We start from the raw sequence: 17,622 nt of genomic DNA, 5'->3' as shown, positions 1-17,622 counted from the left end.
GACAGATGGGAGAGATGGGTGAATGAGGATGTGAGGGAGGCCGCCGGGGCGGAGGCCGGGCGGGCGGAACTCGACCACGGGACGTACGAGGTGCTGCGTGCACGGCTCGCCGAACATGCCGGGGAGCTGGCGCGGCGGGCGGAGGCGCTGAACGTCCGTCGGCTGGAGGTCTTCGGCGGCACGGAGATGCGGCTGGCGGGCACCGAGCAGATCCGGACGGCGCACAACTGCGTCCCGCGGGACGTGGTCGCGCTCGGCGGCGTGATGCTGTTCGGCTACAACGTCTTCCTCGGGCTGAAGCCGGAGACGACCGTCGACGACGTGTTCTCCCTGCACCGCTTCACGCGGGACGGGGACGGCATCGCGTTCGTCCCGGCCGGTACGGACGCGGTGCCGGGGCTGCTGGACGACCCGCGGTTCCAGCGCGACTTCACCGACATGTACCGGTACTACCGTCAGGCGCGGCTGCTGCAGCTCCGCCTGGTGGACGGACGCCTGCTCGCGGTGTTCCAGACCGGCCCGCGGCTCTCCGACCTGCGCGTCCTGCGGTGGCGGACGGCCCCCGACGGGACCGTCGCCTATGAGGACAACCAGGGCGAACGCGACCACGAGTTCCCGGCGGCGCACGACGTCGACTGGATCGAGACCACCCGGGACGACCACGTCCTCGGACGGCACCCGCACATCTCGATCGAGGGCGAGGTGTTCGTCGAGACGATCGGCGGGACCCTCACCGTCAAGATCGAGGACAACACCGGCACCGGGACGGGCATCTACTCCGAGCCCGTGGACGAGCCGCTGCAGTCCCTCGCCGACGCCGACGTCCTGCACGCGCGGGTCGGGGCGCTGATCCTGCTGCGGATCCGCCCGTACAACGAGACGGCGTGGCGGCACCTGGTGTTCAACGTCCGCACCAAGGGGATCGTGCGGCTCGACGGCATCGCGCAGGCGTGCCGGAGGCTGCCGGACGACCACGGGATCATCTTTCCGGGCGGCTACTACCTGGACACCGACGCCGCGAAGACGTTCGACACCGACGTCACGGGCCTGGAGTACGAGCGCGTCATCCGCTCCCCCAACGGCGAGGACGTCCTCTACGTCTTCCACTCGCGCGAGGACGGCCGGTCGCTGCTGCTGCCGTACAACATGATCCGCAAGCAGGTCACCACACCCGTCACCTGCCACGGGTACTCGCTGTTCGAGGACGGAACGCTCGCCGTGATGCGGGCCTTCACCGACGAGCCCGCCCGCGTCCACCCGCTGCAGATCTGGCGGACCCCGTACGTCTCCGATGCGCACGCCGCCGCGCAGCCCGTCGGGACGGGGCCGCTGGAGCGCGTCGGGAACGCGGACCTCGTCCGCGGAATCTCCGAATGCCTCTCCGTCACCCGCATGGTGGACGAGATGTCGCCGTCGACCCGGGTGTTCGAGGCGCTGATCTCGGCGTGCACGCGGACGTCCGACCTGTACCACTGGCTCGCCGACGCCGACCTCGGGGACGTGGCCGCGCCGCTCGCGGACGTCCGCTCGACCGCCGGGCAGGTCCTGGACGAGTACGAGAAGGTCCGCACACTCACCGACCAGGCGGTTTCCGCTGTTTCCGAGGCGGCCGACGACATCGCCGCGCTGATCCGCCGCGCCCGGACGGAGTCGCCGGAGACCGCCGAGGGCTGGATCAGCCGGCTCGCCGAGTTCCGCCGCGCCCAAGGCCACCTGGAAACTCTGCGCGACCTCCGCTACGTCGACACCGCCCGGATCGACGAACTTTCCGAAACCGCCCAGACCGAACTCCGTGACGCGGGCCGGGGCGCCGTCGAGTTCCTCCAGGGCGAGGACGCGTTCACCGGCTACCACACCGAAGTGGAGCGCATCACCGAGTCGGCGCAGGCCATCGAGACCGCCGCCGACGCCGTGCCGCTCACCGATCTCCTCGACGCGCAGAACGAGGGCCTGGAAGTCGTCACCGAGGTCGTCGGCGACCTCGACATCACCGACGCCACCGCCCGCACGGCGATCCTGGAGCGTGTCGGCGAGGTCCTCGGCGGCCTCAACCGCGCCCGCGCCGTCCTCGGCAACCGGCGCCGCGACCTCCTCGGACGCGAGGGCCGCGCCGAGTTCGCCGCCGAACTCGGGCTGCTCGACCAGTCGATCGCCGGCGCCCTGGCGGGCGCCACCACGCCCGAGACCTGCGACGAGCAACTCGGCCGTCTCCTCCTCCGCCTGGAGACCCTCCAGGCCCGCTTCTCCGACCTGGACGAATTCCTCGCCGAGCTGGAAACGAAGCGCACCGAGGTCTACGAGGCGTTCTCGTCCCGCAAGCAGACCCTGCTGGACGAGCGCGCCCGCCGCACCGACCGCCTCACCGAGTCGGCCGACCGCATTCTTTCCGGCGTCCGCCGCCGCGCCGCCACGCTCGCCTCCCCGGACGAGGTCAACACCTACTTCGCCACCGACGCCATGGTGGCCCGGCTCCGCGGGATCGCCGACGAGCTGCGCGCCCTGGACGACGGGGTCCGGGCCGAGGAGCTCGAAGGCCGCGTCAAGTCCGCCCGCCAGGAGGCCGGCCGCGCCCTGCGCGACCGCCTCGACCTCTACGGCGACGACGGCGGGACGATCCGGCTCGGCCGGCACCGGTTCGCGGTCAACACCCGCCCGATCGAGCTGACGCTCGTCCCGCACCGCGACACGGTCGCCTTCGCGATCACCGGCACCGACTACCGGGCCCCCGTCCTCGACGACGCCTTCGCCGCGACCCGCCACCTGTGGAACCAGACCCTGGTCTCGGAAACTCCGGAAACCTACCGTGCCGAGTACCTGGCGACGTCGATCCTCACGGGCGCCGACTCCGGCGAACTGCACCGGGCCGCAGCGGACGGCCGCCTGCTCACCCTCGTCCGGGAAGCGGCCGCGGAACGCTACGACGAGGGCTACGAGCGAGGCGTCCACGACCACGACGCCGCCCGCATCCTGGAAACACTGCTGCACCTCCACACCGACGCCGGCCTGCTGCGCTACCCGTCCCCGGCCAGAGCCGCCTCCCAGCTCTTCTGGACACACGGCACCATCCCCGCAGAACGCACCGCCCTGGCCACCCGCGCCCGCTCCCTCATCCGAGCCCGCCAGGCCTTCGGCCACACCGATGCCCTGACCGCCCTCACCACCGAACTCGCCACGTCCATCACCGTCTTCACCAACCGCGCCGACCTGCCTCCAACGGACGGACGGCTCGCCGCGGAGTACCTGATCGAAGAACTCGCCACCGCCCCCGACGGCTTCGTCACCAGCCAGGGTGCCCGCGACCTGCTGAAGAACTTCGGCCAGAAGAACCACACCGAACTGGACAACGACCTGCGCGCCCTCGGCGACGACCTCGCCGCCCGCCACCAGCTCGCCGAAGCCTGGCTCACCTCGTTCGCCGACGACCCGTCCGACCTCCCCGAGGCGGTCGCGATGCAGCTCTGCGCATCTGCGCGCTACGACTCCCCCGCCGCGCTGACCGCCACCATCGGCGACCTGCTCGGCGACCACCCGCGCATAGCCGACCGCCACATCGACCTGCGCCTGGACGAGCTGCTGGCCCGGACGGCGATTTTCCGCACCGAACGCGTCCCGGCTTTCCGCGCCTACCAGAAACAGCGGAACGACCTCATCGCGACCGAGGAGAAGCGCCTCGGCATCCCCGCCCTCAAACCCCGCACGATGAGCGCGTTCGTCCGCAACCGCCTGGTCGACGAGGTGTACCTCCCCCTCATCGGCGACAACCTGGCCAAGCAGCTCGGCGCATCCGGCGACGGCAAGCGCACCGACCAGATGGGCATGCTGCTGCTCATCTCCCCACCCGGCTACGGCAAGACGACCCTCATGGAGTACGTCGCCGACCGCCTCGGCCTGGCCCTGGTCAAGGTGGACGGCCCCGCCCTGGGTCACGACGTCACGTCCCTCGACCCCGCCCAGGCCCCCAACGCCACCGCCCGCCAGGAGGTCGAGAAGATCAACTTCGCGCTCGACATGGGCAACAACGTCCTCCTCTACCTGGACGACATCCAGCACACCTCCCCCGAACTCCTGCAGAAGTTCCTCCCTCTCTGCGACGCCCAACGCCGCATAGAAGGAGTCAAGGACGGCGACCCACGTACCTACGACCTGCGCGGCAAACGCTTCGCCGTCTGCATGGCAGGCAACCCGTACACCGAGTCCGGGCAGCGTTTCCGCATCCCCGACATGCTCGCCAACCGCGCCGACGTGTGGAACCTGGGGGATGTCCTGTCCGGCAAGGACGAACTGTTCGCGCTCAGCTACATCGAGAACGCCCTGACCTCGAACCCCGTCCTCGCGCCCTTGACGAACCACGACCGTTCCGACGTCGAACTGCTCGTCCGCCTGGCCTCCGGCGACCAGACCGTCCGCCCCGACCGCCTGTCCCACCCGTACTCCCAGACCGAACTGGACGAGATCCTCTCCGTCCTGGAAAAGCTGCTCCACGTCCAGCAAGTGGTCCTGACGGTCAACCGCGCCTACATAGCGTCCGCGGCCCAGGACGACTCCGCCCGCACCGAACCCCCGTTCCGCCTCCAGGGCTCCTACCGCGACATGAACAAACTGACCGAACGCATCCTGCCGGTGATGAACGCAACCGAACTGGAAGCAGCCATAGACGACCACTACCGAGCCGAGTCCCAGACACTGACCTCGGACGCCGAAGCGAACATGCTCAAGCTCGCCGAACTCCGCGGCACCCTGACCCCCGCTCAGCAGACCCGCTGGACGGAGATCAAGGAGGCCCACCGACGAGCCCAAACCCTCGCCGGCAACCAGGACGACCCGTCCGTAGGCGCCCTCCTGCACCTGGCCGACAAACTGACAGCAATAGAGAAAGCCCTACGCCCCCACTGACCGACACACGGCGGACGCGCCGGGGACGCGTCCGCCACGGCACCCGATCGGTGGATGCCACCAACTGCGTCACGGTGCTCTCCCCGGTCTGGTTCCTCCCAGGCCGCCGCCACGGGGACGGAGCTGAAGGCGTCCAGCGCAAGGGAAGATGTTGACCAAGGCCTTCAGCGCGGTCCAGTTAAGCCGGACCGCTCAGCGCATCGAGCATGAGGAGCATCCGGTCGGCTTCGGCCTGTTCTGCCGGTTCTCCGACCTCGGCGGCGAGCCGGTAGGCGGCGCGTTCGCCCTCGACGTCCATTCCGCCGCGCAGCAGAAGCGCGAGGTTCAGGGCGGCTTTGCCGCTGAACATCGGCTGCCGCAGCTCCGCCGCGTCCCGATATGCCCGCTCGGCCCCGGCCCTGTCGCCGTTCTCCTCCAGCAGGGTCGCGAGGTTGAACAGCCCGCCCGCCGCAATCAGCGGGGCCCCGTCCGCGGCCGCAATGCGCAGTTCGGCGACGCCGCCTTCGACGTCGCCGAAACGCCGGGCGAGCATGGTCCCCAGGTTCACGGCCGCCATCGTTCCGGCCAGCTCCCCGGCATCTCGCGCCTGCCGGAGCAACGCCAGTGCACGGTCACGCTCACCGCGGTCAACAAGGATCATGGCAAGGTCGACCGCCGCCATGGATCCGAACCTCCGGTGACCGGACGCGACCGCCCGCTCCAAGACCTCCGTGGCCGCCCCGAGCTCACCGCGCATCGTCAGCGCGGATCCCAGGAAGGCGAGCCCTTCGGCGGCGATCGCCCCCGCCGGGGATCCGGCCGCATTCTCGAACGCCTCAATGGCGGCGTCAAGATCGTCCATCGAAGACCACAGCCTGCCCCGCGCGAGCGCCGCAAGACCGACGACCTCATCAAGGGTGGCGGGTGCCGTCCGTGGAGCGATGCCGTTCTCATCGAGCACCTGGATATTGCGCGCCGCCATCGCCGCCACGTCGCCCGCGGAGAACATCTGGTCCGCGTACCGGCTCATGACCTCCGCGTTCTCCGCGCCCCCCGGCTCACCGGCCGCCATGACGAGCGAGAAAAGAAAGATCCCACTCTCCGGATCCGGCCTCGGCATCCTCCCGATCCTTCGCCCCATCCCCGCCACCAATCCACTCACCCAGCCCTGCGGGACGAGGTCGCCATACTCTCGTGCTCTGGTTACTACGCCCCGGCGATACGATTCCGGTGCCGATCCGAAGGTAGATCATCCCATCGAATGGCAGCACGGCCAGGCCATCCTCTTCGTACCGGGTTCCCACTACCCGACGTCTCCCACCGGCTGCCGCTGCATCGAACGCCGGATGGTGCCGTTCCGCGATTCCGCCTCGACTCGGCCGGGTCGATGACGCGCATTCTGAGATGATCCCATGCCATGCGCGCCCCCTCCCCGAACATGATGTTCACTGCAGGAACCCGTTACCGATGGGACGACGGAACTCACTCGGTGATCGACGTTCAATCAGCCGGAGCGTTACGGCTCCCCACCGGTCACCTGATCGTCCAAGATCCGGGCTGGGGGGTCCAGCCTGAGGTGCAGCCCTTCATCGTGAAGGTCCCGCCGGGCCGCTATCCGGTGACTCTGTCGATCTCCCATTGGGAACGATCACCAGTTCCGCAGAGACCGTCCCCGATGCGGTTGGTGAACGCAGCAAGACTGAACATACGGGCCGAGTCGGCGGTTTCCTGGGAACTGGCCCTGCAGCCGGGGCAGGATGCGGAACTCCTCGAAGACGGCTCGTTCTTCGGGTTCTCAGTCGACTCTGGCGCCGGCTGCTTTCTTGACGCTTCGGCACGCGACCACCTCGAACTCGACCGCCCGGCAATGTCCAACGCCATTTATCGTACGATCCAGGTCGGCGGCATCGAGGTGCCCACCGACGATCCAGACCTGAACGTCATCGTGTTCCGGTGCGGTATGGGCGACGGGACCTACCCGACCTGGATCGGCCGCGCCAGAAATGGTGAGGTCGCCTGCTTCGTCGCTGACTTTGAACTGCTTCAGCACAGCCTGGGCACCCTATGACGTGGCCGATCGCACCGACGCGCCGACCCGGTAATCCGGGGGAGCCCGAGTAAAGCGAAGCCCCGGCGCACGGCCGGAGATTCTGCCTTCGAAGTCAGATGATCTTGAGGGTTTCGGGGAGGTGCCGGAGGTCGCCGGGGGTAGCGATCAGTTTGGGGCCGGTGTTGCGGCCGGCCTGGCGCCACACCGCACGGCTCAGACCAATCTCCTCCACCGCCCTACGGACCAGCAACTCCGGGGTCAGGGGTTTTCGAGCGTCTCGACGAAGCGGCGGAAATCCTTGCGGTTCACGAGAAGCTTGGGGCCACTGGGGTCTTTGCTGTCGCGAATCGCGATCAAACCGTTCACAGGCGCAAGTTCCACGCAGTTACCACCGTTCTCGGTGCTCCTGCTCGCCTTGCGCCAGGCAACGCCACTCAGGTCCATTTCTCCTCAATCACCTTTCTCATCAGGTCTCGGGACAGGCTGACCGGCAACGCGTTGCTCCTCAAGGTATCAAGTGTGCGCGCGACCCCTACAAGGTCCTGGAAGTCGTCGGTTGAAATTCCGCGTACGGCGGTTTCGAGGTAGGCCACCTCGCTTCGATCCTTCATCGTCGCCAGAACGAACGATCCCCCGTTCCCCGCAGGAGCGCCATCAACGTTCACGACGATCTGGATGGTCACGTTCGGTAGTTCACTCATGGCCAGCAACTGTTCGAGTTGCTGCCGCATGATCTCTCGCGAGCCCACATAGTGATGAAGGACGTTCTCGCTGAGCAACACGATGAAGGTGACTGGAGCGGGATCGTCCCGCTTGAGGATCTCCTGCCGGGCCAGACGAGCGAGCACGGCCTCGTCCGTGCCGAGGAGCGTGCGGGCGTATCCCTCGATCTGCAGAAGACCGGGGACCACGCTGTGCTCCCACGTCACCAGCACATCGGCCTCGGACTCCACCTCAGGCCAGTCGAACCACGTCGGGAAGCCCAGTTGGCCGTCACCGTTCAGGTCGTCGTAGAGGTTGAGGAGGACGCCACCCGCCTTGAGCTCCGGGTCCATGATCTCGACGAAGTCGCGTTTGCACCGCTTCTTCCCACTCTCGATCTGCGAGACGAAGGAGGCCGTTTTGCCGGTGCGCTGCGCGATGCGGGCCTGACTCAACCCGGCCCGCTCGCGGTGCCGGCGGAACTGTCGGCCGAAGGCGGCAAGCGCGGGGGATATCACTGCACGTCGTCGGGGGGATGCCATGCTCGCCACTCCTTAACGCATCGGAACCGGGGGTAACCCGCGCATGAAGATCATGAGCGAGATGGTGCGTCTTTCCGGAGGTTAACAGTGACTCTGTGTCGATGAGTGTCTTACTGAGAGATACGAGAAATCGACACGTCCAGAGGTCATACCGATGCCAACTGCAGCTCTCGCGCCGGAAACTCCGGCGCTCGTTCTCGAGCCGAGCGACCGGGCACCCGCAAAGGCGCGCCGCTACCTGACCGAGCGGTTCCGGGAACTGAAGATCGCCGACGACTACATCGGTCGGCTCGTGGTCACCGAACTGGTTACCAATGTCCACAAACACGTGGGGTTCGGCCACATCGTAATCCGGGTCTTCCCCGATGAGGAAGCCGATCTGGTCGTCATCGAGGTCCGGGACGAGGGCACGGGCCTGCCTGTCGTCGGGCCAGAAGATCATGACGCCATCGGTGGGCGCGGGCTGCTGCTGATGGCGCAGCTCGTCCACGACTGGGGCGTCCGCCCGCTCAACGAGGAGGGAAAGATCGTATGGGCTCGCTGCGCCCGCTGAACGTCCAGGCGCAACGCCACCTGCTCCGCTGGCGCACCCAACGAGGCCGCACCACCGCGATCCGCTACCTGGACCTGCTCGCCGTGGCCATCGCGTCCAGGGGCTACCGGTGCGTGAAGCTCTACCAGGCCGACGAGTTCCCCACCCGTCCGCCGCTGCTGTGGGTCTTCGCCTTCGGCCCCGACCACCACGTCCGCGTCGCGGTCAGTGTCCGCGCCGTGGCCGGCGGCACCTGGGCCTACCACGAGGCCGGACGCGGCGGACACGGCTACCTCTGCCCCTGCGGCGACACCAAATACGCGGCCGATCAAATCGATGCAGTCCTCAAACACCGCATGTTCCCCACCACCTGGTGAACACCGCCCCCGGCTCGGAAAGAGTTCCGCGATAACTGGGTGGCCGGGGTGAACGAGAGTCCTTTTCAACGTTCGCGACCGATTCTCGCTCAGGCTTTCGGCCATGTCGCGCCGGTCAGTGCCGAGTCGCAGAGTCGTCCATGGATCGCTCGCCCATGCGGGATGGACAGCGGAGTTCCGCTGGGCCGGTTCTGTAATGCGCAAGCACGGGAACTGGCTCTGCTAGGGGCCGGCGGTTTGGCGGCGTCCTCGGGTGGTGGTTCCGGCTCGTGGGGAGCCGTTTCTGTGTCGGTACCGGCGGGCGGGTGAGCGGGGACTGCACGGGACAGCGGGCTGTTCCCAGGGATTGGGGACGTCGGGTGCCGGTAGGGGGCGGCGTCGGTGGTTTCCGTCTTCCGGCGGGATCAGCCGGTAGGTGAATCGGCCGTCCCCGCCTCGGACTATGTGGATCTGGTCGGGGTTGGCCGCCTTGAACCGGTTGTGGAATCCGCAGGTCAGCGCGAGGTTGTCGATGTCGGTGGGTGCGTGGCCCAGGGCCCAGCCGTTGATGTGGTCGACCTCGCACAGCGTCCCGGGTACCTCGCAGGCCTGCACCGCGCACGTCGGGTAGAGCGCCTCGAGTACTCGGCGCTGCCCCGGGGTGGCGAACCGGACGGTGCGGCCGAGGTAGAGCGGGATGTGACCGCTCCCGAGGACGAGCGCTGACACTCCGGCCGCCAGGGCGATGCGGCGGGCCTGTTCCGGTGGGATCGGCGTTCCGTCGGCGAGGCGCGCCGGTGCTCGGCCACCTGTGAGAGTGTCCAGGTCGCAGATGACGGTGACCTTGGTGGCGCGGTGCCCGCCCGACAGGACGTGGGTCAGCGCGGCGGCGGTGCGTTCGGGCAGGTCGCGTGTGTCATCGGGTCCGGCGGGTTTGGCCAGGGGGCCGAGGGTGCCGTCCCAGAGGGCGGCGTCTTCGGCGTTGAGCCAGCCCTTGATGAAGCGACCGCCGTCCAGGGATCGGGTGGAATCGATCCAGGACCGCTCGTACCCGCGCCGGGAGTCGTCATCAGGGGTCTCGGAGTCGTCGCGTTCGGCGATCAGGTCGGTGATCCGGGTGCCGAACGCGGCGACCTTCCCGGCGGAGAACCCCTTCCCGGCCAGGTCGAGCAGGATCTCCTCGGCCGCCGCGCAGTCGGCGTCGTCCAGGCGGGCCACGGCGGTGGCGATGGTGGCGGCGTACCCGTAGGACAACTCCCCGGACGCCAGGCGTTCAGCGGTCTGAGGGAGGCGGTGACGTTCACGGGCCAGCGCGATGCGTTCCTTGGCGCGGGCCTCCCGCATCCCCAGCCGGGTCCGCAGCCAGCTCCGCACCGACGGTATCCCCACCGGCGCATCTCACCCGAGACGTCTACCCGCCCGATCATCCCGGCCAGGGCACTTTCTTGCAGGTCTGCCGTTCGGGCGAGGGTTTCAGCGTCGTGCATGCAGACAGCCGCCGACTCGGGAGGCTCCCGCCGGGCGAGTTCGGCCGCGATCGCAGCCGCCGCGTCCACCAGCTCACTGGTGGACATCGACGCCACATCGATCACCGACCTCGAACACATGACTCTATGTTATCGAACGGATACCAACGGTTCGGCCGTTTGAAGGTGACAATATTGAGACTTCCTGGATAGCGAATCACTCAGAAGCCGCCGATGGCTTTTCATCTCCATGGACGGGAGACCGGGCCGGCTTTGGCCGGTCGAATGTGCCTGTGCGGGTAAGGGTGGATCGAGCACCTCTTCCGGCATCTGATGTTCTCGACAAAATTGGCGAACCGGTGGAAATCGGCCCAAGGCGGGCGGCCCGCCGATCTCGGCGGCCTGGGCCGCGTGGGCACGTCTTGGTGTGATTTGGGTAACTGCCGTTCATGGAGGACGGGGGTGTCTCGTCTTTGTCGGTGAAGTCTATGAACGGAGACATCATGCGAATCTTCATCGCGGGGGCGTCCGGCGCGATCGGCGGGCACCTCGTCACTCAGCTCGTGGCGCGCGGGCATGAGGTGGTCGGGACGACACGCTCGGCCGCCAAGACGGACGCGTTGCGGGCGCTCGGTGCCGAACCGGTGGTCCTCGACGCCCTCGACCCCGACTCCGTGGCGGACGTGGTGGCCAGGGCCGAGCCCGAGGTGGTCGTCCATCAGCTCACCGCACTGGGCGGACCGGCGGACTTCCGGCACATGAAGCGGATGGCGGCCGCCACCAACCGGCTGCGCGTCGAAGGCACCGACCACCTGCTGGCCGCCGCGCGGGCCGTGGGCGTCCAGAAGTTCGTGGCGCAGAGCAACGCCATGTGGATGGAGCGGACGGGCGGGCCGGTCGCCGACGAGGACGGCCGGATCGAGCCGAACCCGCCCGCGGACGCCGAGGAGGGGGTGGCCGCGCTGCGCCACCTGGAGGAGGCGGTGACCGGCATCGGCTGGGCCGAGGGCATCGCGCTTCGCTACGGTGGCTTCTATGGCCCGGGGACCGGGATGAGCGCCGCGCCGGACGCCGTCATGGGCGTGCAGATCCGCAAGCGGAAGTTCCCGATCGTCGGCGGCGGGCGCGGAGTGTGGTCGCTGGTGCACATCGTCGATGCCGCATCGGCGACGGTCGCGGCCATCGAACGCGGCAAGTCCGGGATCTACCATGTCGCCGATGACGGCCCCGCGCCGGTGCACGAGTGGTTGCCGGAGCTGGCCCGCGCCCTCGGCGCCGGACCGCCGCGCCGCGTACCCGCCGGGCTCGTCCGCCTGCTGGCCGGTAAGGGACCGGTGGACCTGATGACGCGGGCTCGCGGGATCTCCAGCGAGAAGGCCAAACGCGAACTGGACTGGACGCTGCAGTACCCGACCTGGCGTACGGGCTTCATCGAGGGGATGGGATAGCGGGATGTCCTCCGCCGACCTGTACGGCGAACTGTACGGCGAACTGCGCCCGCGGGCCTTCGCCATCGCCTACCGGATGCTCGGCAGCGTCGGCGAGGCCGAGGACGTGGTGCAGGAGGCGTTCCTGCGCATGCACCAGACGCTGGAACGCGACGAGGAGATCTCCTCGCCGCGGGCCTACGTCGCCACGCTGGTCACCCGGCTGGCCATCGACCAGCTCCGCTCGGCGCGGGCCCGGCGGGAACGGTACGTCGGCGAGTGGCTGCCGGAACCGCTGGTCACCGACCCGTCACCGGCCGAGCAGGCCGAGACCGCCGACTCGCTGTCGCTGGCGTTCCTGGTGCTGCTGGAGAGCCTGTCACCGCGGCAGCGGGCCGCGTTCCTGCTGCGGGAGGTGTTCGAGTATCCGTACGGCGAGGTCGCCGAGTTCATCGGCACCGACGTGGACAGCACGCGGCACCTGGTCGCGCGGGCTCGCCGCCACGTCCGGGAGCGCCGCCCGCGCTACCACGCCTCCCGGCGGCAGCGGGACGAGCTGGCCCGGTCATTTCTCGACGCCGCCGGAAAGGGCGACCTGGAAAAGCTGGAGGCGCTGCTGGCGGACGACGTGGCGCTCCACGTCGACGGCGGCGGCAAGGTGCAGGCGATACCGCGGCCTGCCCATGGCCGGGAGCGCGTGGCACGGATCTTGTCGGGCGGGATGTCCGCGCTGGCGCGTCGTGGATTGCGCGTCCAGGTCGCCGCCATCAACGGCCAGCCCGGAATCATGGTGACCGACGCGCAGGAAGGGCTGGTCGGGGCCATGGGCCTCAGCATCGCCGACGGCCGTATCCAGACGATCCACTCCATCGCCAATCCAGACAAGCTGGTCCACGCAGTTCAGGTCGGCGACGCCGACGACCTGTTCGGGCCTCGGTGATTCAGGAATTCCTTTAGTGGCGGGGGCGGGATTCGAAACCCGCATCACCAGGCTTATGAGGCCTGCGTGCTCCCGTTGCACCACCCCGCATCGGTACGACCAATGGTAAGAGGGTGGTAAGAGGGGGGCCGGCCCTGTCGCCAATGGTTTTCGGGGCGCCGTCCACCGGGTGGGACGGGGTGGGACGGCGCCCCGTGACCGGTTCCCTGTGCCGGCGCCCAACGCCGGTTGGGCGGAGTTATCGGCAGAATCGCCGGTCGTGCTCCGGGGCTCTTGAAGCGGCCACCTCCTTTTGCGAGATTCCGGGCGATGCCCCTCGCCAAAGGAGGAATGTCGTGAAGAGGCTCGTCCGGAGAGTTCTCCTTCTTCTGTGCGCCCCGCTTCTGCTGACCGGTGTCCTGGCGGCTCCCGCGCACGCCGTCCCCGGCGGCACCGGTCCGTACCCGGCCGACTACGAGACCACCTGGCGGCTCTGGGACCACACCGTCTACCGGCCCGAGAACCTCCCGTCCGGGATCAGGCTGCCGATCGTCGCCTGGGGCAACGGCGCCTGCTCCGCCGACGGCACGATGTTCGAGAACTTCCTCAAGGAGCTGGCCTCGCACGGCTTCCTCGTCATCGCCAACGGCAGGCCCGGCGGGTTCGGCCGCACGGACGCGGACATGCTCACCGAGGCCATCGACTGGGCCATTGAAGAGAACGGCCGCGTCGGCGGCAAGTACCGGGGAAAGATCGACACCGGCAAGGTGGCGGTGATGGGGCAGTCCTGCGGCGGCCTGGAGGCCTACGAGGTCTCCGCCGACCCCCGGGTCACCGCCACCGGCATCTGGAACAGCGGCATGCTCAGTGATTCCGACAACTGGCAGCTCGCCCGGCTGCACGCCCCGATCGGCTACTTCGTCGGCGGCCCCAGCGACATCGCCTACGAGAACGCGATGGACGACTGGGACCGGCTCCCGGCCGGGCTGCCCGCCTTCATGGGCAACCTCGACGTCGGCCACATGGGCACCTACGGCGAGCCGAACGGCGGCGAGTTCGGACGCGTCGGCGCCGCCTGGCTGAAGTGGCAGCTCAAGGGCGACGCAGCCGCCGGGCGGCTCTTCGTCGGCCCGGACTGCGGGCTCTGCGACAGCGAATGGTCCGTGAGACAGAAGAACCTGGGCTGACGGACGCGGGCCGCCTCCGCCGTCACACCCGACGGCGGAGGCGATCCTCCTATGATCGCCTTCATGACCGGCAGAAACCGGGCCTCCGCTCCCCCCAGGCCGATCGCGCCGGGTGACGTCGTGGCCGCCTTCTCGATCGCTCTCGCCGAGTGGACGGCCGCACAGATCATCTGTGTCGACGCCGCCGATGAGGTGGCGGCCGTCCTCGAACTGGACTGGTCCGGTCCCGAACCCTCGTCCGTCGCCGATCTCGGTGACGTCTCACCGCTCAGGCTGACTCACCACTCCTGGAACGGGGTCCTGTCGTACTGCAATTACGAATGGGTCCTCCCGCGCAGCTACAAGGTCATCGGGGCCCTGCCGCCGTTGCACGACGAACCGTCGTGCAGCTACTCCACGGGCTGGCGGCTCGGCGACCAGCTCGCCCGGCAGCGACGCTGGGACGGCGGCGTCCGCGCGGATCCCGCCGACCCGCGAGCCGCGGACCACACCGGCGCCGAGATCAACGATCTGCTCGACGGGCCGGACGAACCGCACCCCGATATCCAGATCCTGGACGTCGAGGGCATCGAGTCGCTCGACTGTGAGCGGCTCGTCCGGCGGTTCCCGAACCTGAGGATTCTGACGTTGGGGGGCGACCTCGGGCTGCTGTCGGCGGCGGCCGCCCTCAACGGCCTGGAGTCGTTGCAGAGGATCGAGATCGTCGACCTGTTCGGGATGGGCCGGGACGACCGCCTGCTCCCCCGGAGCGTCCCCGCGCTGGAGGCGCTGATCCTCCACGGCGTTCCCGCCGAGTACGCCACCGCGATGCGCTCCACCTGGCGCCCGGAGATACCGAACGGCACCTACATCCAGATCAGCGGCGCCCGCAAGCCCGACTGGGTCGCGGAGAACCGGAACAACCCGCTGCGCGACTGGGACGGCCGCGGGCACATCAGCAGCGGCCGATTCAAGAAGGCCGTCGCGCACTACAAGTCGACGCGGCGGGCGGTCATGGAGGTGCTCTCCAGCGACCCCGGCCCCGACCCCGACGGCGACGGGCCGGCGCGGCTGGTCGAGATCGGGCGGCGGTACGGCGAGGCGTTCAACAGGCTGGACGGCCGCGCACCCTTCATCGAGACCGAGGAGCGCGAGGAACTGTTCGCCGCCCTCGACCGCATCGTGGACGAGGCCGAAGCCGCCCACGGCGCTGACCTGGCCTGGGCACGCGTGAGCCTCGAATCGGGAGTGGAGTCCGTCCGCGACTGGTAGCGGCCCTTTCAGAGGTACGAGACCTCAGAGGTACGAGACCTCAGAGGTACGAGGCCCATCGGGTGAACGCTTCGCCCCATCGGACGGCAATTCCCGGGTGTAAGGCAATCCAGAACGAGGAGGGCCATGACACCCGATCCAGACGATGCGGAGTTGATCGCCCTCTCGCTCGACGGTGACGAGAACGCCTTCGTCGAGGTCGTCCGGCGCCACGAGGCGGCGGTGGGGGCCTGGCCAGCCGGCGGGGAGATCGTGGAAACGCTGATCATCGACGCCGGCACGGGCCAGCCTGTCGCCGTCTCCAGCAAGGCTCCGGACCAGCCGCTCAGGACGATCTACTACCACGCGTCCCGGGTGACGCTCGCCGACATCAAAGCCGGCAGGTTCTGACCCCGTCCCCACCGGAGTGGGGGGGGGGGGGGGCCGGGGGGGCGGGGGGGGCGGGGGGGGGGGGGGGCGGGGCGCGGGGCGCGGGGGGGGGGGGGGGGGGGGGCGGGGGGGGGGGGGGGGGGGGGGGGGGCGGGGGGGGGGGGGGGGGGGGGGGGGGGGGGGGGGGGGGGGGGGGGGGGGGGGGGGGTACGCCCCGGGCGCGCCCCCCCCCCCCCCGGGGGGGGGGGGGCCCCCCCCCCCCCCCCGGCCCCGGGGGGCCCCCCCCCCCCGCGGGGGGGGGGCGCGCCCCCCCCCCCCCCCCCCCCCCCCCACTCCTGCGCGGGTCCGGAACAGCCGACGGTCGAGTGGTCATGTTCGCCGGACAGTGAAGGTGGAGCAGCCGGGGTCGCGGATGTCGCCCTGGAGCAGATCGGGGCTGGCGGTCGAGACCCGCGCGCTCATGGAGACCATCTCGTAGTTGCCCGGCCGGCTGATCCAGCGGTCGCCGCGCAGAGTCAGTGACCGGCCGATGACCGTCCCGCGCAGGGTGAAGGAGCCCGAGCGCGCTTCGGAGTTGCCCGGACCGGGGGAGAAGCGGAAGATGCCGGTGACCCTGCCGCTCGAACTCTGGACGAGCGTGAGGTTCAGTCGCATACCGCCCTGGTTGCAGGTGTAGGTGCCCCGCCAGCTGCCGGTCAGCGAGCTCCGCCGGACCTCCGGCGTCGGCAGGTCCCGCGTCGACAGTTCCGGGGGCGGGATGTCGTCGGTGGACTCCGCGGTCGGGTTGAAGTTCGCTATCGAACAGCCCGAGCCGAGCAGTCCCACCGCGGCGATGGCGGTCGCGACCACGGTGATCCTGGCGCGCCCATGCCTCTGACCGGCACTGAGCTGGCGATTTCTCACGATAGGAACCCTTTGTAGATGATTGATTCGGACACATGTGACGGTGGCCATCCGATTCGGGTTCCATCCGATTCGGGTTCCATCCATTCGGGTTCCATCCATTCGGGTTCCATCCATTCGGGTTCCATCCATTGCCGGTGACCGTGCCATCCGGCCCGAGGATGCCCGGAACGCGAGAGCCGGCAGAGGCGGGGCGGGGGGCGGAGAGTCGATCGGGTCGACGAAGTCCATCGAACCCGTCGATTAGCTGATGCAAATCCTGTTAGCATATGCGAACACGTTCCAGGGTCTCAACCTCTCAACCCTGTGACATGCAGCGTTCTAGAGATTCGCATATGCAATGGCCGTCGAGAGAGAGAACCCCCATGATCCCTTCCCGACTGATCACCCCCGGTGTGCTGAGCCTGGCGCTGGTGGCCCTGGCCGGCTGCTCGGGTTCCGATAAGGACGAGCCCGACGCCAAGGGCGGGCCGGCGAGCTCCACGGCGGCCGCGGGGCAGCCGGGCGGCGGCGGAACGCCCATCGGCGGCGCGAGCACCGGTGTCACGGTCAGCCTTCCGGCCGGATGGAAGCAGGTCGACCCCACACAGGACGCCTCCCCGGTGGTGCAGACGTCCTTCGGGTTGTCCGGCCCCCGCGGTGAGCTCATCAAGAAGCTGAAGGAGGAGCAGAAGAAACTCGGCGTGGTGTGGGGGATCGACTCGTCCGTCACGTCCGCCTACGCGCCGAACGTGGAGGCCGGATGCGACAGGGGCGGCATCATCGGCACCGAGCTGGAGACCCTGAAGGAGAAGGCGCGCAGACTCAACAAGGGCGCCAAGATCACCGATCTCACCGTCAGCGGGAGGCCCGGGTTCAAGATGACCAATACCAGCACCGACTACGACGGGGTCACGACCGACCAGATCGAGGTCACCGTCCCCGTCTCCGGCGAGCGTTACTGCTTCGTCCATCTGGCGGCCGGGAAGGGCGCCATGCCGCCCGCCGCCGAACAGATCCTTTCCTCGATCAGGCTGGCCTGAACGCGACCGGGCGGGCCGCAGCGG

The 17,622-nt window shown here is 69.0% G+C and carries 15 protein-coding genes and 1 tRNA gene; 10 read left to right on the top strand and 6 right to left on the bottom strand.

What is annotated here, in order from left to right; genetic code table 11:
* The first annotated feature begins 18 nt into the window (after positions 1 to 18).
* Positions 19 to 4,893 (top strand): DNA repair ATPase, encoded by a 4,875-nt coding sequence (locus ACGFIS_RS02985; RefSeq protein WP_392969216.1) that lies wholly within the window; start codon positions 19 to 21, stop codon positions 4,891 to 4,893.
* Positions 4,894 to 5,071: 178 nt separating this feature from the next.
* Here ACGFIS_RS02985 and ACGFIS_RS02980 read toward each other — a convergent pair whose 3' ends face one another.
* Positions 5,072 to 5,902 (bottom strand): hypothetical protein, encoded by an 831-nt coding sequence (locus ACGFIS_RS02980; protein WP_392969213.1) that lies wholly within the window; start codon positions 5,900 to 5,902, stop codon positions 5,072 to 5,074.
* Between the two features lie 387 nt (positions 5,903 to 6,289).
* Here ACGFIS_RS02980 and ACGFIS_RS02975 point away from each other — a divergent pair, with 387 nt between their 5' ends.
* Complete coding sequence (locus tag ACGFIS_RS02975) at positions 6,290 to 6,940, top strand: DUF4241 domain-containing protein (protein WP_392912429.1); 651 nt, start codon at positions 6,290 to 6,292, stop codon at positions 6,938 to 6,940.
* Between the two features lie 240 nt (positions 6,941 to 7,180).
* On the opposite strand, the gene ACGFIS_RS02970 is transcribed toward ACGFIS_RS02975, so the two are convergent.
* Together ACGFIS_RS02970 and ACGFIS_RS02965 are read right to left on the bottom strand one after the other, a co-directional pair.
* Entirely contained in the window at positions 7,181 to 7,366 is a 186-nt protein-coding gene (locus ACGFIS_RS02970) for a DUF397 domain-containing protein (protein ID WP_392912427.1), read from the bottom strand.
* A complete protein-coding gene (locus tag ACGFIS_RS02965) occupies positions 7,357 to 8,166 on the bottom strand; it encodes a helix-turn-helix domain-containing protein (protein ID WP_392912425.1) in 810 nt (269 codons plus the stop codon). Before ACGFIS_RS02965 ends, ACGFIS_RS02970 begins: the two co-directional genes overlap by 10 nt.
* A gap of 154 nt (positions 8,167 to 8,320) precedes the next feature.
* Here ACGFIS_RS02965 and ACGFIS_RS02960 point away from each other — a divergent pair, with 154 nt between their 5' ends.
* Positions 8,321 to 8,719, top strand: coding sequence for an ATP-binding protein (locus ACGFIS_RS02960; protein WP_392969210.1), 399 nt, complete (start codon positions 8,321 to 8,323; stop codon positions 8,717 to 8,719).
* On the top strand, positions 8,698 to 9,075 hold the full coding sequence (locus ACGFIS_RS02955) for a hypothetical protein (RefSeq protein WP_392910240.1): 378 nt from the start codon (positions 8,698 to 8,700) through the stop codon (positions 9,073 to 9,075). The genes ACGFIS_RS02960 and ACGFIS_RS02955 overlap by 22 nt, the downstream gene beginning before the upstream one ends.
* Before the next feature lie 222 nt (positions 9,076 to 9,297).
* Here ACGFIS_RS02955 and ACGFIS_RS02950 read toward each other — a convergent pair whose 3' ends face one another.
* Complete coding sequence (locus ACGFIS_RS02950; RefSeq protein ID WP_392969207.1) at positions 9,298 to 10,443, bottom strand: DUF222 domain-containing protein; 1,146 nt, start codon at positions 10,441 to 10,443, stop codon at positions 9,298 to 9,300.
* Positions 10,444 to 11,023: 580 nt separating this feature from the next.
* On the opposite strand from ACGFIS_RS02950, the gene ACGFIS_RS02945 reads away from it, so the two are divergent.
* Both ACGFIS_RS02945 and ACGFIS_RS02940 read left to right on the top strand, forming a co-directional pair.
* Positions 11,024 to 11,968: an NAD-dependent epimerase/dehydratase family protein gene (locus ACGFIS_RS02945; RefSeq protein WP_392969204.1), complete on the top strand. Its 945-nt coding sequence runs from the start codon at positions 11,024 to 11,026 to the stop codon at positions 11,966 to 11,968.
* Positions 11,969 to 11,972: 4 nt separating this feature from the next.
* Positions 11,973 to 12,887, top strand: a complete 915-nt coding sequence (locus ACGFIS_RS02940; RefSeq protein ID WP_392969201.1) for an RNA polymerase sigma-70 factor — start codon at positions 11,973 to 11,975, stop codon at positions 12,885 to 12,887.
* Positions 12,888 to 12,904: 17 nt separating this feature from the next.
* On the opposite strand, the gene ACGFIS_RS02935 is transcribed toward ACGFIS_RS02940, so the two are convergent.
* A tRNA-Met gene (locus ACGFIS_RS02935) sits at positions 12,905 to 12,977 on the bottom strand.
* 245 nt (positions 12,978 to 13,222) lie between these two features.
* On the opposite strand from ACGFIS_RS02935, the gene ACGFIS_RS02930 reads away from it, so the two are divergent.
* The 3 genes from ACGFIS_RS02930 to ACGFIS_RS02920 all read left to right on the top strand — a co-directional run bounded on the left by ACGFIS_RS02930 (position 13,223) and on the right by ACGFIS_RS02920 (position 15,694).
* Positions 13,223 to 14,053, top strand: a complete 831-nt coding sequence (locus ACGFIS_RS02930) for an alpha/beta hydrolase (RefSeq protein WP_392910248.1) — start codon at positions 13,223 to 13,225, stop codon at positions 14,051 to 14,053.
* Between the two features lie 63 nt (positions 14,054 to 14,116).
* Positions 14,117 to 15,304 (top strand): hypothetical protein, encoded by a 1,188-nt coding sequence (locus ACGFIS_RS02925; RefSeq protein WP_392969198.1) that lies wholly within the window; start codon positions 14,117 to 14,119, stop codon positions 15,302 to 15,304.
* A gap of 126 nt (positions 15,305 to 15,430) precedes the next feature.
* Positions 15,431 to 15,694 carry a hypothetical protein gene (locus ACGFIS_RS02920; protein ID WP_392910252.1) on the top strand — a complete coding sequence of 88 codons (264 nt, stop codon included), beginning with the start codon at positions 15,431 to 15,433 and terminating at the stop codon, positions 15,692 to 15,694.
* 348 nt (positions 15,695 to 16,042) lie between these two features.
* Here the strand turns inward: ACGFIS_RS02920 and ACGFIS_RS02915 are convergent, their stop codons facing one another.
* Entirely contained in the window at positions 16,043 to 16,522 is a 480-nt protein-coding gene (locus ACGFIS_RS02915) for a hypothetical protein (RefSeq protein ID WP_392969195.1), read from the bottom strand.
* 419 nt (positions 16,523 to 16,941) lie between these two features.
* On the opposite strand from ACGFIS_RS02915, the gene ACGFIS_RS02910 reads away from it, so the two are divergent.
* Entirely contained in the window at positions 16,942 to 17,598 is a 657-nt protein-coding gene (locus ACGFIS_RS02910) for a hypothetical protein (protein WP_392910256.1), read from the top strand.
* Positions 17,599 to 17,622 lie beyond the last annotated feature (24 nt).

It is taken from the genome of Spirillospora sp. NPDC048824, assembly GCF_043198455.1.
In the GTDB taxonomy this organism is placed as follows: domain Bacteria; phylum Actinomycetota; class Actinomycetes; order Streptosporangiales; family Streptosporangiaceae; genus Spirillospora.
This window is presented reverse-complemented; position numbering and strand designations above follow the sequence as displayed.